20 protein-coding genes are annotated in these 24,304 nt (G+C 56.9%); 7 read left to right on the forward strand and 13 right to left on the reverse strand.

What is annotated here, in order from left to right; translation table 11 throughout:
• Positions 1-23: 23 nt before the first annotated feature.
• A complete protein-coding gene (locus CHB83_RS17240; protein ID WP_052695539.1) occupies positions 24-764 on the reverse strand; it encodes a tetratricopeptide repeat protein in 741 nt (246 codons plus the stop codon).
• A gap of 235 nt (positions 765-999) precedes the next feature.
• Here CHB83_RS17240 and lpdA point away from each other — a divergent pair, with 235 nt between their 5' ends.
• Both lpdA and CHB83_RS23590 read left to right on the forward strand, forming a co-directional pair.
• On the forward strand, positions 1,000-2,394 hold the full coding sequence (gene lpdA, locus CHB83_RS17245; protein WP_089333529.1) for a dihydrolipoyl dehydrogenase: 1,395 nt from the start codon (positions 1,000-1,002) through the stop codon (positions 2,392-2,394).
• Between the two features lie 95 nt (positions 2,395-2,489).
• Positions 2,490-2,687, forward strand: a complete 198-nt coding sequence (locus tag CHB83_RS23590) for a hypothetical protein (RefSeq protein WP_143437176.1) — start codon at positions 2,490-2,492, stop codon at positions 2,685-2,687.
• A 79-nt stretch (positions 2,688-2,766) separates the two neighbouring features.
• Here CHB83_RS23590 and CHB83_RS17250 read toward each other — a convergent pair whose 3' ends face one another.
• Positions 2,767-3,693: a DMT family transporter gene (locus CHB83_RS17250; RefSeq protein ID WP_045688754.1), complete on the reverse strand. Its 927-nt coding sequence runs from the start codon at positions 3,691-3,693 to the stop codon at positions 2,767-2,769.
• Positions 3,694-3,978: 285 nt separating this feature from the next.
• Here CHB83_RS17250 and CHB83_RS17255 point away from each other — a divergent pair, with 285 nt between their 5' ends.
• The 3 genes from CHB83_RS17255 (at position 3,979) to CHB83_RS17265 (ending at position 8,074) form a co-directional block, all read left to right on the forward strand.
• Entirely contained in the window at positions 3,979-5,226 is a 1,248-nt protein-coding gene (locus tag CHB83_RS17255) for a replication-associated recombination protein A (protein ID WP_245855380.1), read from the forward strand.
• Between the two features lie 158 nt (positions 5,227-5,384).
• The gene (gene sppA, locus CHB83_RS17260) at positions 5,385-7,142 is read left to right on the forward strand and encodes a signal peptide peptidase SppA (RefSeq protein ID WP_045688750.1); all 1,758 of its coding nucleotides are present in this window, start codon (positions 5,385-5,387) and stop codon (positions 7,140-7,142) included.
• 113 nt (positions 7,143-7,255) lie between these two features.
• Positions 7,256-8,074, forward strand: a complete 819-nt coding sequence (locus CHB83_RS17265; protein ID WP_045688751.1) for a purine-nucleoside phosphorylase — start codon at positions 7,256-7,258, stop codon at positions 8,072-8,074.
• A gap of 71 nt (positions 8,075-8,145) precedes the next feature.
• On the opposite strand, the gene CHB83_RS17270 is transcribed toward CHB83_RS17265, so the two are convergent.
• The 5 genes from CHB83_RS17270 to CHB83_RS17290 form a co-directional block, all read right to left on the reverse strand.
• Positions 8,146-8,454, reverse strand: coding sequence for a hypothetical protein (locus tag CHB83_RS17270; RefSeq protein WP_089333530.1), 309 nt, complete (start codon positions 8,452-8,454; stop codon positions 8,146-8,148).
• A gap of 230 nt (positions 8,455-8,684) precedes the next feature.
• Positions 8,685-9,506 carry a DUF4249 domain-containing protein gene (locus CHB83_RS17275; protein ID WP_179225554.1) on the reverse strand — a complete coding sequence of 274 codons (822 nt, stop codon included), beginning with the start codon at positions 9,504-9,506 and terminating at the stop codon, positions 8,685-8,687.
• A gap of 45 nt (positions 9,507-9,551) precedes the next feature.
• Positions 9,552-11,894, reverse strand: a complete 2,343-nt coding sequence (locus CHB83_RS17280) for a TonB-dependent receptor (protein WP_089333532.1) — start codon at positions 11,892-11,894, stop codon at positions 9,552-9,554.
• 111 nt (positions 11,895-12,005) lie between these two features.
• On the reverse strand, positions 12,006-12,314 hold the full coding sequence (gene trxA / locus CHB83_RS17285) for a thioredoxin (RefSeq protein WP_045690199.1): 309 nt from the start codon (positions 12,312-12,314) through the stop codon (positions 12,006-12,008).
• A 150-nt stretch (positions 12,315-12,464) separates the two neighbouring features.
• Positions 12,465-12,902, reverse strand: a complete 438-nt coding sequence (locus CHB83_RS17290) for a hypothetical protein (protein ID WP_045690200.1) — start codon at positions 12,900-12,902, stop codon at positions 12,465-12,467.
• A 650-nt stretch (positions 12,903-13,552) separates the two neighbouring features.
• Between CHB83_RS17290 and CHB83_RS17300 the strand changes: the two genes are divergently transcribed.
• Positions 13,553-14,614 carry a DUF6687 family protein gene (locus CHB83_RS17300; RefSeq protein WP_089333591.1) on the forward strand — a complete coding sequence of 354 codons (1,062 nt, stop codon included), beginning with the start codon at positions 13,553-13,555 and terminating at the stop codon, positions 14,612-14,614.
• A gap of 13 nt (positions 14,615-14,627) precedes the next feature.
• Here CHB83_RS17300 and CHB83_RS17305 read toward each other — a convergent pair whose 3' ends face one another.
• From CHB83_RS17305 to CHB83_RS17325, 5 genes are all read right to left on the reverse strand, one after another.
• Positions 14,628-18,062, reverse strand: a complete 3,435-nt coding sequence (locus tag CHB83_RS17305; protein ID WP_089333534.1) for an AAA family ATPase — start codon at positions 18,060-18,062, stop codon at positions 14,628-14,630.
• Between the two features lie 82 nt (positions 18,063-18,144).
• Positions 18,145-19,374 carry an exonuclease subunit SbcD gene (gene sbcD / locus CHB83_RS17310; protein WP_089333535.1) on the reverse strand — a complete coding sequence of 410 codons (1,230 nt, stop codon included), beginning with the start codon at positions 19,372-19,374 and terminating at the stop codon, positions 18,145-18,147.
• Positions 19,375-19,473: 99 nt separating this feature from the next.
• Positions 19,474-19,821 carry a DUF6970 domain-containing protein gene (locus tag CHB83_RS17315; protein ID WP_143437177.1) on the reverse strand — a complete coding sequence of 116 codons (348 nt, stop codon included), beginning with the start codon at positions 19,819-19,821 and terminating at the stop codon, positions 19,474-19,476.
• Between the two features lie 125 nt (positions 19,822-19,946).
• A complete protein-coding gene (locus tag CHB83_RS17320; RefSeq protein ID WP_045690204.1) occupies positions 19,947-21,329 on the reverse strand; it encodes an MBL fold metallo-hydrolase in 1,383 nt (460 codons plus the stop codon).
• Positions 21,330-21,633: 304 nt separating this feature from the next.
• Positions 21,634-22,086, reverse strand: coding sequence for a hypothetical protein (locus CHB83_RS17325; RefSeq protein ID WP_143437178.1), 453 nt, complete (start codon positions 22,084-22,086; stop codon positions 21,634-21,636).
• A gap of 212 nt (positions 22,087-22,298) precedes the next feature.
• On the opposite strand from CHB83_RS17325, the gene CHB83_RS17330 reads away from it, so the two are divergent.
• Positions 22,299-23,855: an amino acid permease gene (locus tag CHB83_RS17330; RefSeq protein WP_045690207.1), complete on the forward strand. Its 1,557-nt coding sequence runs from the start codon at positions 22,299-22,301 to the stop codon at positions 23,853-23,855.
• A gap of 98 nt (positions 23,856-23,953) precedes the next feature.
• Here the strand turns inward: CHB83_RS17330 and CHB83_RS17335 are convergent, their stop codons facing one another.
• Complete coding sequence (locus tag CHB83_RS17335; protein ID WP_236704814.1) at positions 23,954-24,211, reverse strand: hypervirulence associated TUDOR domain-containing protein; 258 nt, start codon at positions 24,209-24,211, stop codon at positions 23,954-23,956.
• Positions 24,212-24,304: the final 93 nt, after the last annotated feature.

Here is a 24,304-nt window from a genome sequence, read left to right on the forward strand (position 1 = left end):
GTGCTCTCTGAGCAAGTGCCGGACTATTTGCCAGCGTAGCGACGGAGGCTCTTCACCGCTTCTGGGTTGAGTTGAGCGGCTTTTTCTAGGTCGGCTTTGGCTTCCAGTGGTTTGTTGATAGAGGAGTAGCTAATGCCGCGGTACTCGTACGCATCGGCGTAATTGGGGTCCAGTGCCAGTGCCTTGGTGAAGTCGGGGATGGCACCTTTAAAATTGAACATCTGCATCTTGGCGGCGCCGCGGCCAAAGAAAGCTTCCTTATCCTGGGGATTATATTTGGTGGCCTTGTTGAAGTCGCTGATAGCCGGATTGTACTGTTTCAATTTCAGGCGGTTGAGGCCGCGGTTGTAGTATACTTCGGCGTTGGTGGGCTTGAGGCGCACAGCAGCATTGTAATCCAGAATAGCCTCGTTGTACTCCTTAAGATGGCTTTTGGCCTTGGCGCGCGTCAGTAGGGCGTCGAAATCCCGAGGTTTGCTCTTAAGAATGGCGTCGGCCGTACGGATTTCCGCCTTGTAATCGGCATTCGACTTGCGGGCTGCGGGCTCTACTACGGTAGGAGCGGGGGAAGTAGCCCCCGCCGACGCTGTAACATTCATGGAAGAACGGGCAGTGCTATCGGCGGCGCGGGCCACAACTGCTTCGCGGTTCAGATTGCGGGCGGCCGAGGTAGTGGGTCGTTCTACGTCGGTGGTGCTGCGGGCACACTGCGTGGTTGCAAGTAAGGTAGTAGCAGACAGGAGTGTGAGTATCAGTGACTTCATGGTGTGGGGGTGCGGGGTGCAGGCGGCTTGGTAGCCTAAAAAACGGTAACGGCCCTTCTACGGCGTGGACTGCACAATGGCTGAAGGGTAGGACAAAATTTTGTTACATGCCTAAAATCGGGCCGAAAATTGGGCGCGTGCGGAGTTGCGCGCCGTGCCTATCTTTGCCGGGCCGCTGCGGAGCCTTTCTGCGCTGGGCGGTGTTTCCCCTACTCAACCTTCAACTGAACACAACATGGCATTGCAATACGACCTGGTCGTTATCGGCAGCGGCCCCGGCGGCTACGTGGCCGCCATCCGGGCTTCGCAGCTTGGTCTGAAAGTAGGCGTGGTGGAGCGCGAGTCGCTCGGTGGCATCTGCCTCAACTGGGGCTGTATCCCCACCAAAGCCCTGCTCAAGAGCGCTCAGGTATTCGAATACCTCAACCATGCCGGCGACTATGGCCTCAAGGCCGATGGCATAGGCTACGATTTCAATGCCGTGATTCAGCGCAGCCGTGGCGTAGCTGATGGCATGAGCAAGGGCATCAACTTCTTGTTCAAAAAGAACAAGATTGACGTTGTATCGGGCACGGGCAAGCTTTCGGCTCCCGGCAAGGTAGAAGTAACCAAGCAGGACGGCTCTAAGGAAATCGTGGAAGCAAAGTCCATCATCCTGGCTACCGGTGCCCGCTCGCGCGAGTTGCCAAACCTGCCCGTTGATGGCAAGAAAATTATCGGCTACCGCCAGGCCATGGTGCTGCCCCAACTGCCCAAGCGGCTTGTGGTAGTAGGCTCCGGCGCCATCGGCGTTGAGTTTGCCTACTTCTACCGCACCATGGGCTCGGAAGTGACGGTGGTGGAATACCTGCCCCGCATTGTACCCGTGGAAGACGAAGAGGTGTCGCGCCAGATGGAGAAATCCTTCAAGAAAATCGGCATCAACGTGCTAACCAGCGCAGAGGTAACCAAGGTGGACACTAGCGGCGCTGGCTGCGTAGTAACCATCAAGACGGCCAAAGGCGAGCAGCAAGTGGAGTGCGACGTGGTGCTGAGCGCCGTGGGCGTAACCACTAACCTCGAAAACATTGGCCTTGAGGAACTTGGCATTAAGGTAGAGAAAGGCCGCGTGCTGGTTGATGACTTCTACCAGACCAACGTGCCCGGCATCTTCGCCATTGGTGACATCATCCCCGGCCCCGCCCTGGCGCACGTAGCTTCGGCCGAAGGCATCATCTGCGTAGAGAAAATAGCTGGTCACCACCCCGAGCCGCTCAACTACCAGAACATTCCGGGCTGCACCTACGCCTCGCCGGAAATTGCCTCAGTTGGCCTCACCGAAGAGGAAGCCAAGAAGCAGGGATACGACATCCTGGTTGGTAAATTCCCCTTCTCCGCTTCGGGCAAAGCCTCCGCTGGCGGCGTAAAGGATGGCTTCGTGAAAGTCATCTTCGATAAGAAGTACGGCGAGTGGTTGGGCGCCCACATGATTGGCTCCAACGTGACGGAAATGATTGCCGAGGTAGTAGTGGCGCGCAAGCTGGAAACTACCGGTCACGAAATCATTAAGTCGGTGCACCCGCACCCCACTATGAGCGAAGCCGTAATGGAAGCCGCTGCCGCCGCCTACGGCGAGGTGATTCACTTGTAAGCTGCCCAGTACCAGTAGAAAAAGCCCCGGTCAGCTAGCTGACCGGGGCTTTTTCTCGTTAGTAAGCTTAGTTTGTACTCTGTATAGCACTTCTCATGACCTCTGTTTCTTACCGCACGCTGTTTATCGTCTTACTTGTTGGCTTGGGGCTAATGTTACTGGCTAGCTACCTCAAAACCCAGCAGATAGCTGCCGCTGGTATAGTGGTGCTCATGGGGCTAGTGGTGCAATTTGTGGCTGGCGTGCTGATGATCTGGAAATTCGCCAGCCGCTTAGATAAGTCGGAGGACTGACAAGTGGAGGTAACGCCCGGTAGCGCCTGCATGCGGCTAGTGCATACTAGCTGCTCTGGGTGGCACTGCTTCCGCTAGGTTATTCTTGCGCTACGGCCACCACTGGTTGGGGCTTGGGCTTCCGGCTTACCAGGAATACACCGACGAAAATGAGCAGGGCTTGTACGGCCTTAGCCGTGGTAAGGGTGTCTTTGCCCAGGCTTACCGCAATAAGCACGGCCAAGGCCGGCTGTAAGTAGATATAAGCCCCCAGCAGGGCCGGAGAAGCGTATTTCAGTGCCCAGTTGTTAAGCAAGTAAGCCAAGATGGTCAGGCAAATGACCATATAGAGAATGGCAGCCCAGATGCTAGGTGGAAAGTTGGCGTAGTCGGGTTGCTGCACTTGCTGCCAGCCGGCCGGTACGGCCAGCACCGCGCCTACCAGAAAGATGCGGGCCAAGACCGTAAACGGATGGTACTTCCGCATCAGGGGCATTACCAACACCAGGTAAATGCCGAAGGCAGTAGCATTGAGCAAAATGAATAGGTTGCCTAGCATGGTGTCTTGGCCTGGTGCCGCCGCAGGGCCGTGCCCGCGGCCCAAAATAATGAGAGCCGCCCCAAGGCCCGCTACGCCAAGACCCAAAACGCGCGGCAAGGTCATCTTCTCGCCCAGCAGTACCACCGAGGCCAGCACCGTGATAATGGGGGCTACCGTTTGAATAAGCGACGCATTAATGGGCGAAGTGAGGTTGAGGCCGGAGAAGAACAGCAGCTGATTGAGCCCGATGCCCAGCACTCCGCAGGCAATGGCCCGCAGGTTATCGGCGCGGCCGCTAATACGGTCTTGGGGCGCTACAATGCGGCTTACAACGCCAAAAAACAGGGTGGCGCCCACTATGCGCAGCAGCACCAGCCCGAAAGGACCCATGTAGCGCGGCATCACGTCTTTCGAAATACTGTAGTTGGCGGCGTAAATAAGGGCCACCACAAACAAGGCAGTGTGAACCCGCAGAGCGTTCTTCATGAGCAAAAAATAGGGCGTGGGCAGCGCGCCTGCACCAAGCAGCAAAGAGTTCGTAGAACTCGTAGGAGTACCAACCCGGTGAACTAGCTTGCCAGGTCTGCTTTCACTACAGCGAAGGTACTCCGACCTTTGTCATTCTGCGCAGCTTTGTTGCGGCGCTGGCTCCCTAGCCGCTGGCTTCCTATTTCCTTTCCCATGTCTATTGGTTCTCTTTTCGATTCTGACCCGACGCCTACCCCACCGCAGCCTGCGGGTCCTCGTCCGGGTGCTCCCCTCGCCGAGCGAATGCGCCCCCGGTCCTTGGAGGAGTACGCTGGCCAGCAGCACCTTATTGGGCCCGACGGCGTGCTTCGGCGCTACCTCAACGCCGGCCGCCTTCCCAGCCTTATCCTGTGGGGCCCGCCCGGCGTAGGCAAAACCACGCTGGCCAACCTGCTCGCCCAGGAGCTGGGGCAGCCCTTTGCTTCCCTGAGCGCCGTGAATGCCGGCGTGAAGGACGTGCGCGACGTCATTGAAAAAGCCAAGCGCCAGCGTGGCACAGTGCTGTTTATTGACGAAATTCACCGCTTCAGCAAAAGTCAGCAAGACGCCCTGCTGGGGGCCGTGGAGCAGGGCATTGTTACGCTCATTGGGGCTACCACCGAAAACCCTTCCTTTGAAGTTATTCCTGCCGTGCTGAGCCGGGCGCAGGTATATGTGTTAGAGCCCCTGAGCAAGGAGGTGCTAATGAGCCTGGTGGATAAAGCACTGGCCGAGGACGAAGTGCTCAAGCAGAAAAACGTGCGCATGCAGGACTACGGTGCCCTGCTCACCATCAGCGGCGGCGATGCGCGCAAGCTCCTCAACCTACTCGATATTGTGGTGGAGGCCAGCCGCCCCGACCCCAAAACCGGCGAAATCGTCATCACCGATGAGGGCGTGCAGCAACTGGCCCAGCAGCACCTCGCGCGCTACGACAAGGGCGGCGAAATGCACTACGATGTTATTTCGGCCTTTATCAAAAGCATCCGCGGCTCCGACCCCAACGCGGCGCTGTACTACCTGGCCGTGATGCTGGAAGGAGGGGAGGACCCCAAATTTATTGCTCGTCGCCTGCTCATTCTGGCTTCCGAAGACGTGGGCAACGCCAACCCCAACGCGCTGATGCTGGCCCAAAGCTGCTTTCAGGCCGTAACGGTTATCGGCATGCCGGAATCGGATATTATTCTCGGTCAGACGGTAGTGTACTTGGCTACTTCGCCCAAGAGCAATGCCAGTTACAAAGCCATTCGGGAGGCGCGCGCCTACGTGCGGCAGCACGGTCCTGCGCCCGTGCCCATCCCCCTGCGCAACGCGCCCACCAAGCTGATGAAAGAGCTGGGCTACGGCAATGAGTACCAGTATTCTCACGACCATGCCGGCAACTTTGCTTACCAGGAGTTTCTGCCTGACCAGCTCAGCGGCACCGTGTTCTACCACCCCGGCGACAATGCGCAGGAACACAAAATGCGCGAGCGGCTTCAGCAGTGGTGGGGCCAGAAGTACGGCTACTAAACTACCCGTCTCGGTGGAGTGGCGCAGTTGAGCGGGGCTTTCTAGCGCGGTTTTATCCTGCTTTCACCGCCCAAATGTGCCTGTTGGTTGAATAGGCGGCAGGGCACTCCAAAAGCCTTTACATTTGTTTAGAGACCAAACGCGCTATTTCTTTTTCAATGAGACAATTCTTTAAGTATGTGCTGGCCACCATCACCGGCATATTCATTCTCGGCTTGCTGAGCATTATTCTGCTGGTTGGAATAGTTGTCAGCCTAGCTTCTTCCGACAAGGAAGTAACCGTAGCTAGCAACTCCGTACTGGAGCTTACCCTCGACAAACCCCTGGGTGAGCGGAGCTTTGATAACCCATTGTCGGGCTTCACGGGCGGGCAAGCTAGCAGCATCGGGCTAGATGAGCTGAAGGCAACCATTCGCCGCGCCAAAGAAGACGAGGATATCAAGGGTATATTCCTGAACCTAGAGCTGGTGCAGGGGGGTATGGCTTCCCTGGAGGAAGTGCGCCAAGAACTTGTCGACTTCAAGAAGTCGGGTAAGTTCATTGTTTCGTACACCGATGCGCAGTCGGAAAAAAGCTACTACCTCGCTTCCGTAGCCGATAAGCTGTACCTGAACCCTCAAGGCACGCTGGAGTTCAATGGCCTCAGTTCCGAGACCATGTACTACAAAAACCTGTTCGATAAGCTAGGGGTGCAGGCACAGATCTTCCGGGTGGGCTCGTTCAAGAGCGCCGTGGAGCCGTACTTCCGCACCAACATGTCGGACTCGGCGCGCCTGCAAACCAAGTCGTTTTTGACGTCCATCAACGATGCTGTGCTGGCTGATGTGTCCAAAGCTCGTAAGCTGAGCCTGGGCCGCGCCAAAGTCATTTCCGACTCCATGCTGGTGCACAACGCCGACGATGCCAAGCGCTTGGGCCTCGTGACAGACCTAGGGTATTACGACCAAGCTACCGACTACATGAAGGGTAAGCTGGGCGTAGCGAAAGACAAAAAGCTAAGCCTGATTAGCTTAAGCGACTACTCAAAAGGGGAGGATACGGATGCCGAGCTGGGTAGCAACCGCATTGCGGTGGTGTACGCGGAAGGCGACATTGTAACGGGCAAGGGGGGCAACGAAAGCATTGGTAGCACCCGCTTTGCCGAGGCTATCCGCAAGGCCCGCCTCGACGATAAAGTGAAAGCAGTAGTGCTGCGCGTAAACTCGCCCGGAGGGTCTTCCCTAGCTTCCGACATCATTTACCGCGAGGTGATGCTAACGAAGAAGGTGAAGCCCATCATCTGCTCTATGTCTGATGTGGCGGCTTCTGGGGGCTACTTCATTGCCATGGGCTGCGACACCATTGTGGCGCACCCAACTACCATTACGGGTAGCATTGGCGTGTTTGGAGTACTGCCCAACATCGAACCCTTCCTGCGCGACAAGATTGGCGTAACCACTGACCGCGTAACAACGGGCAAGTTCTCCGACTTTCCTACCATCACCCGGGCCCTCACTCCCTTCGAGCAGCAGCAGTTTCAGGCGGAAATTAACCGCATCTACGCCGACTTCACTACTAAGGCCGCTGCGGGCCGCCATATGCCCGTGGAGCGTCTGCGCCGCTTGGCCTCGGGCCGGGTATGGTCGGGTTCTGAAGCCAAGGCTCGGGGCCTGGTTGATGTGCTCGGCTCGTTCGACGATGCGCTGCGCATTGCGGCCCGCCGTGCCAAGCTGAAAGAAGGTGACTACAGCATTCAGAAGCTGCCCCGCCAGAAAAGCTTTGCCGAAAACCTGTTCACTTCCTTCAGCGAAGAAGCCCGCCTGCACTTCGTGAAGGAGGAAATGGGACCCATGTACCCACTGTACAAGCAGTACAAGACGCTCAGCCAAATGAATGGCGTGCAGGCGCGGATGCCGTTTGAGATGAATGTGCAGTAGCTCGCCTCGTGCATAACTAGAAAGGCGGCTGGTACGGTACCAGCCGCCTTTTTTATGTACCTCGTAGTTCATAGGGTAGTACTACCTTGCAAGCCCAACCTCAACTACTCTCCATGCACGAACTTCACGAAGCCGCCGCTTACCTCCGCCAACGCCTACCAGACTTCCAGCCCGAAGTAGGCATTATTTTGGGTACGGGCTTGGGTGCCCTGGCCAAGGAAGTGGAGGTGCACCAGTCTTTTTCGTACGCCGATATTCCCCATTTCCCGGTATCAACGGTAGAAAGCCACGCGGGTAAGTTGCTAGCCGGTATGCTGGCAGGCAAGCGGGTGCTAGTGATGCACGGCCGCTTCCACTACTACGAGGGCTACACTATGCAGCAGGTAGTGTTTCCGGTGCGCGTGATGAAGCTGCTGGGTATTCAGAAGCTCTTCGTGAGCAATGCCGCCGGTGGCCTGCATCCCGATTTCGACTACTCCGACCTGATGCTGATTGAGGACCACCTCAACCTACAGCCCACTAACCCCCTGATCGGTAAAAACTTTGACGAGCTGGGGCCTCGCTTCCCCGACATGATGGAGCCCTACGACTTGGGCCTGCTCCGGTTAGCTGAGGAGGCTGCCCAAGAGCTAGGTCTAAGCCAGTATATGCGCCGCGGGGTGTACGCCAGCCTCTCCGGACCCATGCTGGAAACTCCTGCCGAGTACCGCTACCTGCGCACTATTGGCGCCGATGCGGTAGGCATGAGCACCACCCCAGAAGTTATTGCCGCGGTGCAAATGAGCTTGCCCGTGCTGGCTATATCCGTCATCACCGACCTAGCCTCGCCCGGCAAGCTCAAGAAAGTGGACATAGCCGACATTCTGCGCACGGCGGCCGTAGCCGAACCCCGCCTTACGGCGCTGTTTCGGCGGGTGCTGGAGCGCCTGTAGTACGCTAGATGGTGAGCACAAAAAAGGCTGCTACGTATGCGTAGCAGCCTTTTTTGTGAGAGTATAGGAAGCTATAGAGTAGGCTTGAACAGATACATCTCGGTTTTTCCATCTTTGCCAGCGCGCCAAAAGAATAGCGAGTTAACAGTGGCACTTGCTATGGTGTACTCCTGCTCAGTTCCCTTGTGGTCTGTAAGGTGCAGGGTGCGATTTTCGGTGCCCATGAGCATCCATTTGCCCTTGAACTGCGTGCTGTCTTGTAGCAAGGTTTGTATGTAGCTACCATCCGCTTGGAACCGTATGGAGTACCGGTCCTTGATATCGGAACCGATGGCAGTTTTGCCCGAGGTAGTGGCCGAGTTCAACCACCACGTGTTCACTTGGCTTATGGAAGCAGGTATGAAAGGCTCTTGGGGTGGTGGCGTGCAGCCACACGGTCTAGCGTCTTCTTGCTTTTCGCAACTGCTCAATGAAAGACTGCCCACTACAAGGAAGAGGGCCGGGAGGAGGGTAGTAATAGTACGAGACATACTAACATGAATAAAGATGGATAGGTAATAAGGTGAGCCTAGCCGCAATCAGAAAGTTGCCTGCCGCTCGAAATTTATTTCTACCGCACAATGATGCGCTGCCGCTGGTAGCTCAGCACGGTGAAAACGCCAATGCCACCCTCTACCGTACTACGGACTGCAGAAGGCTGCGCAAACGGGTTGCCGTTGGCATTGCGTGCTTCCTCTACCGATTGCAAAAACTGAAAATAGGGCTGGTTGAGGTGGTAGAGCGTGACAAACAGCGTGTCATTTGTTTGAAACTCATAGCTCGTGCCCAAGGTATAGTTGGTGCCATTGTTGAGGCGGTCCTCAATAGTATACTCCACCTCCGGGTCGGTAGCCACAGTGCTCTTGTGAATCTGGAAACGGTAGAAGTCGACCGTATTGCCAGGGTCTTGAAACTGGGTGGTCACGTAGGCTTTGCGCTGCTCCCCACTCAGGTCATTAAACTTCCACTCTACCTTGTCGATGGGCACAATGGCGGGCATGGTGGCCGAGCCCGTAACCCGGCGGCCCTGGGTGTCATAGGCCTCCAACTGAAAGGTTTGGCCCGGTGAGGCACTAATGCGGCTGCGCCCAATGTGCGTGTAGGCCTTTCCGGTAGCTAGGTTAATACCGGGCTTAAAGTCCAGGGTATCGTGGCGGCCCGAGGGCAGGGTGAGTACCACTTTCACATCCTGGGGGATTCTTGGCGTCGGTTCAGCGAGGTAAGAGCCGCTTTCCGTCACCGACATGCGCGGTACCCGGTTAGGCTCTAGGTAGCACTCTACCACCAACTGGGCGGGGTAGGCTGGCAGTTCTACGTCAATGTCTTTCTGCAAGCCGCAGCTCGCCAGCAACACCCCCGCCAGCGTGTAGCCTAAGCTCCGCCGTGTAATCATCGGCGCTAGAGTTTGGAAGATCGACCTAGTGAGCATGCGGGGTGCTTAAAATTTGAAGTTGTACGTCACCGAGGGGATGACTGGAAACAGGGACACCTGGCGGGCACGGTAGCTCGTCACGGTATTAGTGGATTTGTCCTTCACTTGGTCGAAGTACACGAAGTACGGATTGCGCCGGTTGTAGGCATTATACACGCTGAAGGTGAAGTCAGACTCGCCTCCTTCACGCAGGGGCTTTACCTTGTATACCAGGCCTAAGTCGAGGCGGTGGTAGGGAGCCAGGCGGTAGGTATTGCGTTGGGGGTAGATGGGCACTGCTGAGGCATCGGAACCGTAAACATCTTGCAAGACGAACCGGCCCAGGGGTAGGGTAGTAGCTTGCCCAGAAGTGTAGACCAGGGAGCCCGTGAGTTGAATCCGGTGATTGAGCCGGTGCAGGCCTACCACCGTAAGGTTGTGGCGCCGGTCGTAGTTGGGGTAAAACGGGTTGCCGTTGTTGATGCCCGCCGTGCCTCGCTGGGCCGGAAACTGCCGTTTGGTCCACGACAAGGTGTAGCCAATCCAACCGGTGGTACGGCCCGTTTTCTTCTCCACGTAAATTTCGTTGCCGTATGCCCAGCCCCTGCCGAATAGAAATTCCGAGTCCAGGTCGGGGTTCACAAATAGCTGTGCGCCGTCTTTGAAGTCAATTTGCCGTTGCGCCCACTTGTAGTATACCTCGTTGGTGAGCAAGTAGCGGCCGTTGCCCAGCAAGAAGCTCACGCCGGTAGCTACCTGCTGGGAGCGTTGCGGTTTCACCGACCCGCGCGAGGGGTACCAAATATCCGTTGGCAGCGAAGCCCCGGAGTTTGACACCAAATGCACATACTGGTACATTAGGGCGTAGCTGGCTTTGAGGGAAGTGCGCGACGTAAGCGAGTAACGGCCCGATGCCCGTGGCTCTACCCCAACGTACCGGTCACTACCGCTTTGAAAGCCGGAAAGGCGCACCCCATAATCCAGTTGTAGCTTATCGGAAGCGCGAAAGTTGTCTGACGCGTACAAGCCTGCTTCCTGCCCGCGGTAGTTAATGTTGGAGCCCAAGTTGAGGGAGCCATCCTCGGCACCTGCCCGCAGGCGGCCCGTACCAAAGCGGTGGTCAGTAAGGGTAGCGCCAAATTTTACCGCGTGTCGGTCGTTAAGCGCGTAGTCGAAATCCGTGCGCAAACTCAAATCCCGGATGTCAGAGGCTAGGTTGAAGCTAAACTGATCGAGGGCGTTGCTGATGTTGTACTCGTAGCGCGTAATTGCTGCCGTCGTGTTTACATACAGGCGCCGGTTGAACACGTGGTTCCACCGCGCTGAGCCAACGGTATTCCCCCAGTTGAAATTAAAGTCGAACCCGTTTTGTGAGCCAAACCCAAACACGTCGCGCCCTAAGTAGCCCGTAATAAATAGGTTGTCTTTGGCTCCTAACTGGTAGTTTACCTTGGCGTTGAGGTCATAGAAATAGTAATCGGGGATGGGGTTGTAGTCGTCCTGCCCCTCATTAAGTTTATTGATCTGGCGCGTAAACACGTCGAAGTAAGTGCGGCGCCCCGATAGCAGCCACGAACCCTTTTTGTTGGGTAGCGGGCCCTCCAACGTCAGGCGAGAAGAAATCAGCCCCAGGCCGCCGCTGAGTCCCAGCTTCTCCGGCTCCCCCGGCCGCATCTTCACGTCGACCACCGACGATAGGCGCCCGCCATACTGAGCCGGAAATCCTCCCTTGTACAAGTCCACGCTTTGCACGGCGTCGGGGTTGAACACCGAAAACAGCCCGAATAAATGGCTTGGATTGTATACTACGGCATCGTCCACCAGAAACAAGTTCTGATCGGCGGAGCCACCCCGCACAAACAGGCCACTAGTACCTTCGCCGCCATTTTGCACGCCCGGCTTCAGCTGCAACGTTTTCAGCAGATCTACTTCCCCGAAGAGGGCTGGTAGCAGCTTGGCTTCCCGGGTGGTGAGGCGCTCCAAGCTCATCTGCGTGGTTTGCAGCTTCTGCTCTAGCGTACCCGAGCCTTGTACCACTACTTCCCCTAAGGTATTAGTAGCTTCGGCTAGGTTGAAGTTTGTCCGCTGATTGCGGGTAAGGGTGATAGTCTGCGGCTGATTTTGGTAACCAATAAAAGAAGCTACTACCTGCTGGGGCCCGCTGGGTAGGGTAAGCACATAGTAGCCTTTGTCGTCGGTAGTAGCGCCTAGGCCCAGGGAAGGAGCCGCCACGGTAGCGCCGGGCAGTGCTTCACCAGTGTTTGCCGCCCGAACGTAGCCGCTTATCGTGTATTGCACCTGCGCCCATACGGGAGCCGGCAACAGCATAAACAACAGCCCTGATAAACAGATAATAAACCGTAGAGTCATCGGCAAAAGGAAGGGTAGCAGAGCAAAGGTAGCCCTGCCTAGCCCAAACGCGGGAGCCGAACAGTTAGTTTATCAGCAGGGGATGTGGCAAGTAGTACTGGTAGCGGTTGGCTACTGTAGCACGCCTTGCACTACTTGGCTAAGCTGGGCGGCGGGCACTACACCTGCCTGGCGCCACACGGGCTGGCCCTTGTGAAATAAAATCAGGGTAGGAATGCTCTGCACCCGGAATTGCTGGGCCGCGGCTTGGTTACGGTCAACGTCGACCTTAACAACTTTGAGCTTTCCTTGATGCTGAGCGGCAACCTGCTCCAGGATGGGGGCCATGGTCTTGCAAGGGCCACACCAGTCGGCGTAAAAGTCAACTAGCACGGGCATACCAGGACTATTAATCAGCTCAGAAAACGACTTTTTAGCCATGAGGCGAGAATGCTAAGAGTGAAACAACGCAGTGTTTCTGTACGCAACTGCCCGCAAAAAGAGTCATCCTACACGTAGTTTCACCGCACAAAAAAGCCCGACGCTGCAACGTCGGGCTTTGGGTAATGAAGTGAGTGAAGGGAAAGAAATTTAATTTTTCCCTACCAAGGTAACATCATTCGCGACTTCAGAAAAATTAAAACGGCCGCCAACTACTTTTTTTCCGCCTACGTGGCACTCCCAGGTGTAGCGGCCGGGTTTTGCTTTGGCCGCTTCGCCGGTTTCGGTTTTGAAATAATCTGCCTCTGCCGGCTCCGACGGGAAGATTACGTCTATGCCGTGCTGGCCGGTAGGGATTTGCTTTGTCAGCGCGTATTCCTTGCCAGTAGTTTGATCGATGACGATGAACTTGGCAGAATAGGTGCCGAGCTGTCCAAACTTATCCATCACTCCTAGCTTAACATACGCATCAGTTGACACCAGCCAAGTTTGGGCGTGCGAGGTCGACGGCTTCAGCACAAGCAGGGCTAGCAGCAAACCCGCTACCCGTAATACACGCGAAAAAGAGAAGGAAGTAGAAATGGGCATACGCAAAATGGAGAAAGTGAAAAATCAAAAGATATAGAAGGTGCAACCCCTTCGTCTACATAGCCGGAAAAAGAGATGAACAAACCATACTCACCGCTCCTTCAAGTAGCCATATACCTGGCCTGCAACCAAATATAGAAGTAAATCGGAAGTGCTAACAAAACTTTGTTCTCTTTTTTGTTCAACCTTTATAGTAGAATACTAATTCTTGGTAAAAGAACATTTTAGTATTTTGCCATCAAGCTCGCTTTACAATGACTAGGCGCCGCGCAGCCCCACCCATAGCTACTTTGGCGGGGGCAACTCCTACACACTGTGAGCTTTGCCAACGCGAGGTTCGGCACGTATCACGTCACCACCTGGTGCCGCGCGAGGAGGGCGGGCGGCACGGCCCCACCGTCGATTTGTGCCAGCCATGCCATAGTACTGTTCATTTGCTGCTGAGCAACCGAGAGCTTGCCCGGCGTTACGCTACCATTGAAGCATTACAGTCGGCGGAGGAGCTACAGAAATACTTGCACTGGATTCGTAGGAGCCGGGTTGAGCATATTTCAAATCGGCGCGGCAAAAAGCTCCGAGGTTGAGGGCACAGACTACATTTGCTGGTATACAACGTACTCCCTAAAGTAGGGGTACTTCATATCTCGTTTTTGAAAACTTTTGTTCCTTTCCGACAGCTGCGGCAGCAGCCAACCATAGTAGTAGACAGTACGGGCCTGGGAGCTACCCTAACCCTGGCGCATTGGCGCGGCGCCGCTACACCCGAGGCACTCCGCGACGATACCAGCGCAGGTTCGGCCTTGCGGGCGTTGCATGCCCCCCACACACCAGGGCTGGAAGCCTGGGCCGTTACGGCCAATCACTTTGATGTGGATGGGTTTGTGGGCGTATGGGCGTTGCTACATCCGCAAGCGGCTGTGCAGTACGAAGAGTTGCTGCGCCTGGTGGCTACCCTCGGCGACTTTCGGGAGTTGGATTGGCAGCACCCGCTCGCCGACCAGGCGCTAAAGCTAGTGTGCTGGCTTAATGCTGAGGAAAAAGTCCGTTTCTACGAGCCCTTTGGGGCGCCTGCCCGGCGGCGGCGGGAAGATGAGGCATCGGCCGAGAAGTTTGAATGGTTTCTGCCCCGTTTTCAGGCCGTGCTAGAAGACCCGGAGGTGGGCCAGGCGAGCTGGGAGCCGGAATATCTGCGCGTGCGCCAAGCACTAGAGGTAGTGCACAGCCCCGCTACCATCCGTACCAGCTACCCTGCTATTGGTCTGGTAGTAGTGCGTACGCCCGAGCCCTTGCCATACTACGCGTTATTCGGGCCCACTGCTGGTGCTGATATGGTCCTGAGCATCTACGATGGACAGCGCTACGAGTTTGAGTACAAGTACACTACCTGGATTGACCTGGAAAGCCGACCCACACTACCCCGACTCCCGCTGGATACCTTAGCTGCTTGCCTCAACGAATTAGAACAAGGCAGCCGCCGCTGGACCTTTGACGGAATTACCGACACGGGGCCACTACTACGCCTGGGTGGAAAAGGTCTCACGAAGGCCCAGCGCTACGCCGACCCCGACCAGCGGCCGATTTATTCGTCTTCCATTTCGCCCCAGCAAGTGGAGGATGAGGTAGTCCGCTTTTTCGAGAGCCGATACGCCACCATCACACCGCGTCGCTACTGGAGCTGGGCCGAAATTAGGGCTGCGGGCACCCCGGAATAGGCTATTGCTCCTGCTATAGCTCCTCCCCAAAGCCCACAATTCGGAGGGAGCTGATGCCGCCGGCGCCTTTCCGCACGTTGATCTGAGTGGTGACGCGCTCCTTCAGCGCCTCCACGTGCGAGATGATACCAATGGTTTTGCCCGTGCCTTGCAGCAACTCCAAGGCCGAAATAGCCACATCCAGCGCATCCGGATCAAGGGTTCCAAAGCCTTCATCAATGAACAACGTATCGATTTGGGTTTTGTGACCGGCTAGCTCCGAAAGGCCGAGTGCTAAGGCCAAGCTCACCAAGAAGCTTTCACCCCCCGACAGCGAATTCATGGAACGGGTACTGCCGGCCTGGTACTCATCCTGCACCAGTAAATCGAGGTGCTCATCGGGGTTGCGTAGGATGCGGTACCGGTCGGTGAGGCGGTGCAGGTGGCGGTTGGCCAAATCTACAAGGCGGGCGAGGGTAAGGCCCTGGGCAAACTCACTGAACTTTTTTCCGTCGGCAGAGCCAATTAGCTCCGTGAGCTGGCGCCAGCGCTGGGACTCTTGTTGCTGCTTGTCTAACGCAGCTGCCAACGACGCGTGCCGTTCCAGGCCAGCCTGGTGGTCGTGGAGACGTTGCTGGCGCTGCCCAAACTGCTGGTTGAGCGTGGCTATTTGCTGGTTAGCGGCGGCAAGTTGCTGCTCAAGTGCTTCGAGCGGCTCGGTGGTAAGATTCCGGGCCTCTTCTGCCGCTAGCTGCTGCGTAGTATCCTGAATAGTCTGCTCTACCAGGGCTACTTCCTGTTCGTAGCGGCGTAGCTGATCTTGCAGGGTAGTAACCTCGGCAGTTGGTAAAAGCAAGGCAGGTAGCGTGGCAGGGTCGGGGTTGAGGCCTGCTGCGGTTAAGGATGCTGTAAGGGTAGTATGGCGGGTAGTTTGGGCCTGCTGTTGCTGCTCGGTGTCTTGCTCGTGCTGGCGCAGGCGAGCCGTGGCTACTGAGTGCGCGGTTTCGTGCTGCTGCGCTTGCTGCTCGGCCTGCTGGCGGCGTGCATCAGCAACCCGAACGGCCTCGTCAAGCTGTTGCCGCACGCGGGCTAGGTCGGCATCGGGAAGGAGCTGCTCGCGCTGCTGCTGCTGGCGCATAATATCCTGGTGCTGATCAACAAGGCTTTGCTTACGGGTGCGCAGCCACGTTTGCAGGTCCTGCTGATCGTCCGCTGCCTTTTTTGCTTCTACACTCACTCCGCTCAACTCTTGTTTGGCTTCATTGAGCCTACGGTGGTAGTCGTCAAACTCAGCAATACGCTGGCGGGCCGTTTCCATAAGCGCCCGGCCATTTTCGCCCGTGAAGGGTAAGCCAAAGCTTTGCGCGTGGCTTTGAATCATTTCCCGAGCGGGCTGAAGCTGGTCTTCCGCGTCGCCCAGCTCCTTTTCCAGTTGGTGTACTATGAGCGCGTAGTCCTGTTGCTGGTGGCTGGTGGTTTGCTGCTGCACCACGGCCTGATGGGCACGCTGCTGGGCCGCGGCCACCTGGTCGCGCAGTTCGCGCAGAGTGTGCACCAGGGTCTTCACTTCCTCAGCTGCGGCTTTCTCAGCTGATTCCGGTAGCAGCTGAATGGTGGCGGTAGGGGCCGCCGCGGGTTCCGGGCCTGCCTGCTCCAGCATCGTTACGTAGGTATTCAAGCGGTTGAACCGGGTTCCTAAAGCTCGTACGCGTTGGCTAAGGTCCTCCTCGCGTTGCCGGTCGCGCTGAAAAGAGTCCTCGCTTACGCCCAATACACCCGCCATATAGGGGTGTTCGGTAGCGCCGCATACGGGGCAGGGCTGGCCCGCTTCCAGCAACGCGCGCGTATCGGTGTGGGAGAGAATAAGCTGCTGCATTTGCAGGCTGCGGCGCAAATCGTCCCAGTGCTGTTGCTCGCGCTCCTGCTCCTGTTGTAGGCTGCTAATATGGAAGCGCAGGCGGTGCAGCCATACGGTGCGGGTGCGGGTGGTTTGCTCTTGCTGCGCCACCAGGCGAGCCAACTGCTGCTGGGCAGCTTCCACGGCCTGTTGTTGGGTGCTGGCATCGGCGGCGGCTTTCTGCTGACGCTGGCGCGCTTCCGCCAAGCGCTGCCGCAACTGCCCTAGCTGCCCTTTCAAGTGCTCCCAGTGCTGTAAGCTAGCCGACAGTTCGGGTAGAGAAGAAGATAGCTCGCTCACAACGGCGTTTACAAGCAGCCATTTTTCTGCTTCTGCTACATGCTCACGCAGCACCTGCTGGCGCTTACCTGCGTGCTCGGCCGTTGCCTTTAGGCGCTTGCATTGCTCGTTCTTGTCTTCATATTCTGTCTTCCCTTGGGTGAGAACCCGCCGCGCCTCCGTGATACGCAAGTCGAGTTGCTCGGCTTCGCGTAGCTTGGGCTCTTGAGTTTCTTTAGTGGCAGTAGCCTGCTCGTGGGCCTGGCGGGCCGCTAGGCGGGTGGCTTCAGCAGTAGCTTGCCGGTCAACTAGCTGGGGCAACTGTTCGCGCAGGCGGGCTGCTTCGTGGCGGAGGCGGGTTAACTGCTCATCGGCTTGGCGAAGCAGGGCATAGTCCGTTGCAAAAGGAGCGGCCTGCTGGTGCAACGCCAGACGCTGGCGCAGGGGCGCGAGCGAAGAAGCCTGGGCAGACAGTTGCTGCCGGCGTTGTTGGGCCGCTTGCTGGCGCTGGCGCAAGTCGGCTAGCTGGCGCAACCATAGTCGCGCTTCTTGCTGGCGCTGCTGGGCAGCCACAATGGTGCTGAGCTGTTGTTGCAGGTCACCAATCTCGCCTTCTAGAGCCAGTACATCCTCCGGGGAAAGTAACACGACGCCCGCCAAGCCCTGGCGCAGCTGCTCGGTCCGCTGATTTTCCTGCTTGGCCCGTTCAAAAGCCGCTTTGGAAATATCAGAGTACTTCTTCGTGTCGGTAATTTTCTCCAGAAGCTGAGCCCGCTCGCCCGCCGTCGACTTCAAAAACCGGGTAAAGTCGCCCTGGGCAAGGAGTACGGAACGCAGAAACTGTTTGTATTCCAGCCCGCTGAGCTCGGCTACGCGAAAGGGCACTTGGCGCTTCATGGTTTCCAGAAACGGCCACGATACTTCCCCGTCCTCGGCCACTTTTCGCTCGCTAAGCTCCATGCGAGGGTCTTGCAGCTTGCCGTCGGCGCGCTTGCGGGCGCGGTACTGGCCCCACTTGGAGCGGTACTGCTGGCCATTTACCTCAAACTCTACCTCTGCCCAGCTTTCCCCCGTGCCGTGGCTCATTACCTGCTCGGGGCCGCTGCCTTCGTGGCGCGGAACCTGCCCATATAGGGCCAGCGTAATGGCGTCGAGAATGGTGGTCTTGCCCGCGCCAGTAGGACCAGTAATAGCAAAGAGCCCCGATTCTGACAAGGGAGCATTGCTAAAGTCTACCTCGTGCTCCCCGCGTAGGGAGTTTAGGTTAAAGAAACGGACGCGGAGAATTCTCATAGGGCAGAAGCGGCAGCTTGCGCCGAAGAAAAAAGTCGCGGCGCGGCCTAAGTATGGGGCAAGTTACGGGTTCGGGGCAGGGTTACAGGCTTTCCAGCAGCTCGTCGAAGGTGCGCAGTAGCTCAGCGCGGCCGTGCTCAGGCTCGGTTTCCAGGCGCTGAGCAAACACTTCGCGCTCGGTGAAGTCGTGCAGGCTGCGGGTGAGGGGCTCGTCGGCCGCTTCAGTTTCACCCAGGGCGCGCAGCTTTACTAGCCGGAAGTGGCGGCGAGCCAGCACTTCCACCTGCTTGCGGTCTAGCTCCTGAATTACTTTCAGTAAGGCTTCTGCTACTTCTAGCTGGGTCAGCTCGGAGTGAATCTGCACATCTGCCCAGGCCGGCAGCAGGTAGCCCGCGTTATCATACGTTGTAAGGCCCTGCGTAACTTCTTCCAGGGAGCCATGAAACCGCACGAGGCGCCGGGCACCCGGTACGGGCAGCGAGTCGAGGGTTAAAAGCTTGCCAGCGGCAAATTCCAGCAGCAGCACTTCCTTAGGGTGGTCTACCTCGGAGAAGGACAGGGGGATAGGGGAGCCCGAATACCGAATGTGTTCCCTGCCGCCCACGCGCTGGGGGCGGTGTAGGTGCCCTAGGGCCACGTAATCAAATACCGTTGGGAAATGGTCAGCCGTAATCTGGCCCAGGTTGCCCACATGAATGGTCCGCTCTGAGTCGGAGGGGGCTGCCCCGGCGGCGTAGAGGTGGCCAGTGGCTACTACGGGTAGGCCCGTGTCTTTGAGCTGCCATACGCGCTCTACCTCCGCTATGCGGGCGTAGTGGTCGGCAATGCCTTGTTTGATGCGGGCTTCCCGATCCTCAGCTGTTTCGCCGGGTACTGAGAGGCGCACATCCCGGTCGCGCAGAAAAGGGATGGCGCACACTACTAGGCCGGGGTTGCCGGCAGCATCATCCAGCACCAGCACCTGGTCTTCAAAGCACTCCGGCACGCAGCCTACCACGTGCACGCGCAGGTGGCGCAGCAGCCGGGCTGGGGCATTTAGCGTAGCGGGCGAGTCGTGGTTGCCGCCGACCACCACAATATCGCGACAGCCGGTGCCACGCATGTTCAGCAGAAAGGAATAATACAGCTCTAGCGCTTGGTTGGAGGGCGAGCCGGTATCAAAAATGTCGCCGGCTACTAGCAGCACTTCCACGCGCTGCTCGCGCACCGTAGCTACCAGCCACTCCAGAAAGTGACGGTGCTCATCGGTTCGTTCGTGGCCGCTAATAAAGCGCTGGCCCAGGTGCCAGTCGGCGGTGTGTAGTACGCGCATAACTACGAAGATACTTCGGCCCGCCGGAAGAAGAAAGCCCTGCGTTGCGCGGCCGTGGCTACCTAGCTCGCAAGCAGCCAGCAGCGTCTACTTCAACGGCTACTGTTCCCAAATAGTGCGCTTGAACTCGGCCGTGCTAAAGTCTAACCCATTTACTTGAGTATTACCCCACAAGCCACCCAAGTATCCTACAGTGTTGCAATCTTCGTCCAGCACTTCGGAGCTAGCATCGGCAATGCAGCTGCCGGGGATAAACAGATACACCGTTTTACCCTGAAAGAAGTATTCTCGTACGCTAGCTCCTTCCTTACAGGGAGATTCCTCCTCCACCTTATTTATCCTCTGCCGGATGCAGCTAGGGGTCCCTTTTGCTACATCTGTTTTGTCGCAGGCAGTGAAGGTAAAAAGAAGGCTGGTGGCTAGTAGCAATGAGTAGGTCGTCTTCACAGGGCGAAAAGATTTGTAGTGGGCGTAGGCCGTAAAACAAGAATGACCAAGGCAGCTACCTTGGTCATTCTAAGAGGTCATATAAGGCGCAAAGGTTGCACTACCTCGTACTAGGTATCGGTAGGCTAGGTGTGCGCTGGTTGCGGCTGAAAGGTGGAGATGGCCTCACCAAGGTCAAACACCTGTACCCCCGGCAGCGCTGCCTCCAAGATGCTGGCTCCCGCCGCGGAGCGGTAGCCGCCAGCGCAGTGCACCAGCACGGGCTTATTTGTAGTAGGTACTTCGTGGGCTCGTTCGCGCAGCTCGGGTAGCGGAATCAGCAGCGCATTGTCGAAGATGGGCTGCTGAGCTTCGGTGCGGTTACGAATATCAACGATGGTAAAGTCTTGGGGCCGGTGACGAACGTGCTCCACATCAATGGTTGGACTAGTAGCGGACAGCTCGCGGGGCGTAAGCAAAGCCCCTTTGATGGTAGTCTCATACCCAATCTTAGCCGTTTTACGAATTACCACATCAAGGGCAATTTGTGAGTCGGCAATGAGGTAGAACGGCTCGTCCGGGCCCACAATGGAGCCCAGCCAGGTTTCAAACTTGCCGCCATCCATGAGGTTGATGGCGCCAGGCAAATGGCCCGCGCGGAACTCGGCGGCCGGGCGAGTATCAATAACTACTACCCCAGGTTCTAGCGCCGTGCCGGGCTGCAGGCGTGGTACCGCCCGAATGCTGTCTTCGAAGGGTAGGGCGCCGTGTTTGTTCAGCAACACATCATGCCCGAAGTACTTAGGCATGAAGGGCTGATCTTCGAGCAGCACTTTAATAAACTCGGCCTGCGACATAGGCTGAAGCGCATAGTTGGTTTTCAGCTCTTTGCCAATGGTGCTGTCGAGGTCGGGGGAGGTAGTCTTGCCACAAAGCGAGCCGGGGCCGTGCGCCGGGTACACGCGCGTAGTGGCGGGTAGGGTCATGAGCTTCTGGCGGGTAGACTGATACAGCTGGGCGGCCAGGTCTTGGCGGTTGTGTCCGCCCACAGTGCCATCTTCCCGCAGATCGGGGCGGCCCACGTCGCCCACAAATAAGGTGTCGCCGGTAAAGACGGCGCGCGTTTGCGCAAGGTCGTCGATCAGCAAAATGCTGATGGAATCGGGGGAGTGACCGGGCGTGTTGATGGCGTGCAACTCCACCGTGTTCAGGACAATACGGTCGCCCTCGTCAAAAGGCTGGTGTTCGTAGCTGGCCTGTACCAGCTTACTTACATAAATAGTGGCTCCTGTTTCCTGGGCTATTTCCAGGTGGCTGCTCACGAAGTCGGCGTGGGGATGCGTTTCGATGACGGCAACAACCTTGGCGTCGTGCTCATCGGCGAAATCATAGTACTGCTGAGGGTCGCGGGCCGGGTCGATAATGGCTACTTGACGGCCGCTGCGGATGGCGTAGCTCGCGTGAGCTAAACCCTTGTCGTAAAACTGCTGAATCTGTACCGACGCGGTACTACTGGGCAGAGGACTCATGGGGTGGTAGATGTAGTGGCTGCCTACCCGTCAGCTCAACTGATACGGGAGGCATATTGTCAAATATAAGCAGGTGCTGGTTTTTCGCTACTGCTATTTGCGCCGAGTACTATGAATTGTGCTGGTTACTGTTGTGATACTGAGACTGATTTGGATACAACTAAAAAGCTGGAATGTTCTAGTAGCCGGTACCTGTAACGCATAAATAGGTAGTGACTGAGGTAGAATGCTGTCCACTAAAAAAGCTCCGGCCGCATAGGCCGGAGCTTTTTTTACTTAATGGTACGAGTAAGATGAAGGCAGCTTAGCTCTTCATTTTAGCTTTCATCTTGCCACCCTTCATCGTGTCTTTGCGCTTGCCCATTTTTTGGTCGCGCATTTCGGTGTATTTCGTAGCCTGGGCGGGGGTAAGTACGGCATTCAGCTGTGCGTCGTACTTCTCGCGGGTGGCTTTCATCTGTTGCATAGCAGCTTGGCGGTCGGTGCTAGCAGAGGCGTTGGCACGCATTGTTTTTGTTTCCTGGGCTTCAGCCAGGGCAATAGCCCGCACTTGGGCTGTCTGATCGGCCGACAAGCCGAGCTGTTTGGTGAGGCGTTGGGCCTGCCTATCAGCGTGCTGCTCAGGCGTCATGTTCATGCGCCCCCCGTCCCGCTGGCCCTGGCGGGCACCCGGGGTAGTGGGGGTTGTAGCAGTTTGGGCAGTAGCAGTGCCAGCCGTCAGAAAAGCAACGGCGAGGATGGCAAGCATCTTTTTCATGAGCAGAGAGTCTTTGGAATGGAGGTATGCTGGTTGGATAGTCGAGCCTACGCCAGGTTTAATCTGGCTCTGCAATTCCAGCCAGCATCCGTAGCGCCAATGCATGCACTCAACAGAAACGGCTATATTCGGGCCACGTGGCTGCTTGCAGGCGGCTGTCGTTGCCATTTTTACACCTCACACCTCTCTTTTTTTACTCCTTCATAACCTGTATGGCAAATATTTTCGCCAAAAAACCGCTGTCCCAGCTGCTGGGCGAGGCCAACTCCTCCGGAGAAGGCTCGCTAAAGCGCACCTTGGGCGCGGCTAACCTCGTGGCTCTGGGCGTCGGGGCTATTATTGGAGCCGGCCTATTCGTGCGCACGGCGGCCGCTGCCGCCCAGGCCGCCGGTCCGGGCGTAACGCTGGCTTTCATTGTGGCCGCCATTGGCTGCGCCTTTGCCGGGCTGTGCTACGCCGAGTTTGCGGCCATGATTCCAATTGCTGGTTCGGCGTACACCTACGCCTACACTACCATGGGCGAATTTGTAGCTTGGGTAATTGGCTGGGCCCTGATTATGGAGTACGCCCTGGGGGCAGCCACTGTAAGCATTGCCTGGAGCGAGTACCTAAATAAGCTGCTGGAGGTGTTCGGAACCCGAATACCCTTTGAGTTGTGCCACGCGCCCAGCGAAGGGGGCTGGCTAAATCTGCCTGCCCTGTTGGTAATCGTGGCCCTGAGCTTGCTCCTAATCAAAGGCACCCAAGAATCGGCTACGTTCAACTCCATCATTGTGGTGGTGAAAGTGGCTATTGTGCTGGTGTTCATTGCTATCGGCTGGCAGTTCATCAACCCTGCCAACCACACCCCCTACCTGATTCCGGAAAATGCCGAGCCCGTGCGCAACGCCGCCGGCGAAGTAGTGCGCGAGTACACTGACTGGAACAAGCATGGCATTTTCGGCATTCTGGGTGGCTCGGCCATCGTGTTCTTCGCCTTTATTGGGTTTGACGCCGTATCGACGGCCGCACAAGAAGCCAAGAATCCTAAGCGCGACATGCCCATTGGTATTCTCGGCTCTTTGGCCGTCTGCACCGTGCTCTACATCTTGTTTGGCCACGTGCTGACGGGCGTGGCTAACTGGCGCGAATTTGCTGACCCTGCTAAAGGCGGTGAGGCGTCAGTGGCTTACGCTATTAAAGAGCACATGCCCGGTTACGAGTGGCTTTCTACGGCCGTAACGGTGGCTATTCTGGCCGGCTTCTCGTCGGTAGTACTGGTGATGCTGATGGGCCAGAGCCGCGTGTTCTTCTCCATGGCCAACGATGGCCTGATGCCCAAGGCTTTCTCCGAGCTGCACCCCAAGTTCCGCACCCCTTATAAGTCGAACTTGGTGCTGCTAGTGTTTGTAGGCGCGTTTGCCGCCTTTGTGCCTGGCTCCTTGGCCGGCGACCTGACCTCGTTTGGTACGCTGTTGGCTTTCGTGTTGGTGTCGGCGGGTGTATGGATTATGCGCAAAACCGATCCGGCGCAGCCCCGTCCGTTCCGTTCGCCTCTCTCAAATCCTTCGTTCCCCTTCGTGCCTATTATGGGCATTCTGGTATGCCTGGCCATGATTGCTGCCCTCGATACCTTCACGCTGAAAGTGGCCATGGGCTGGATGTTGTTGGGCTTTGTGGTGTACTTCCTGTATGGCAAGCGCAACTCTAAGCTGCAGCAAGGCATTGTAGTAGTACCCAAGGAAATGGAAGAAGAAGCCTTCATCAAGCCAGACAGTAACAATCTGTAGGCTTTACCAGCAAAATCTGCTTAAAAAAGGCTCCGTTGGACTATCCAGCGGAGCCTTTTTTTGCGAGTAGTACCCTGGCATTCTACCTGGCCGAATGGCTATTTCTTAGCGGCTGAGGTGGCTTTTACTTCGCTTTGCAGCTTTAAAACCCGGTCGCCGTTTTCTTGCACAATAAGAAAAGCCGGGTTATCGGGTGTGCCGTGGCGAGTAATTTCGGCCCCCTGCAGCTTACGGGTTACGCTTTCCTTGTGGGTTTCTTCAATTTTGCCAGTAGCAGTGCCGGTTCCGTACTTCCAGCTGACGTTGGTGCCTTTGCGCATGAGTAGGTAAGTGAAAGAGTGGAGAATAATGCACATACTGATGAGGTATGTACAAGGTTGAGGCAAGGTGCTGCAACCTACTGTAGCTGGTGGTTTCTTTCTTTACATTTGGCAGTAGGCCTTTGGCTC

The sequence above is a fragment of the Hymenobacter mucosus genome, from assembly GCF_900188255.1.
In the GTDB taxonomy this organism is placed as follows: domain Bacteria; phylum Bacteroidota; class Bacteroidia; order Cytophagales; family Hymenobacteraceae; genus Hymenobacter; species Hymenobacter mucosus.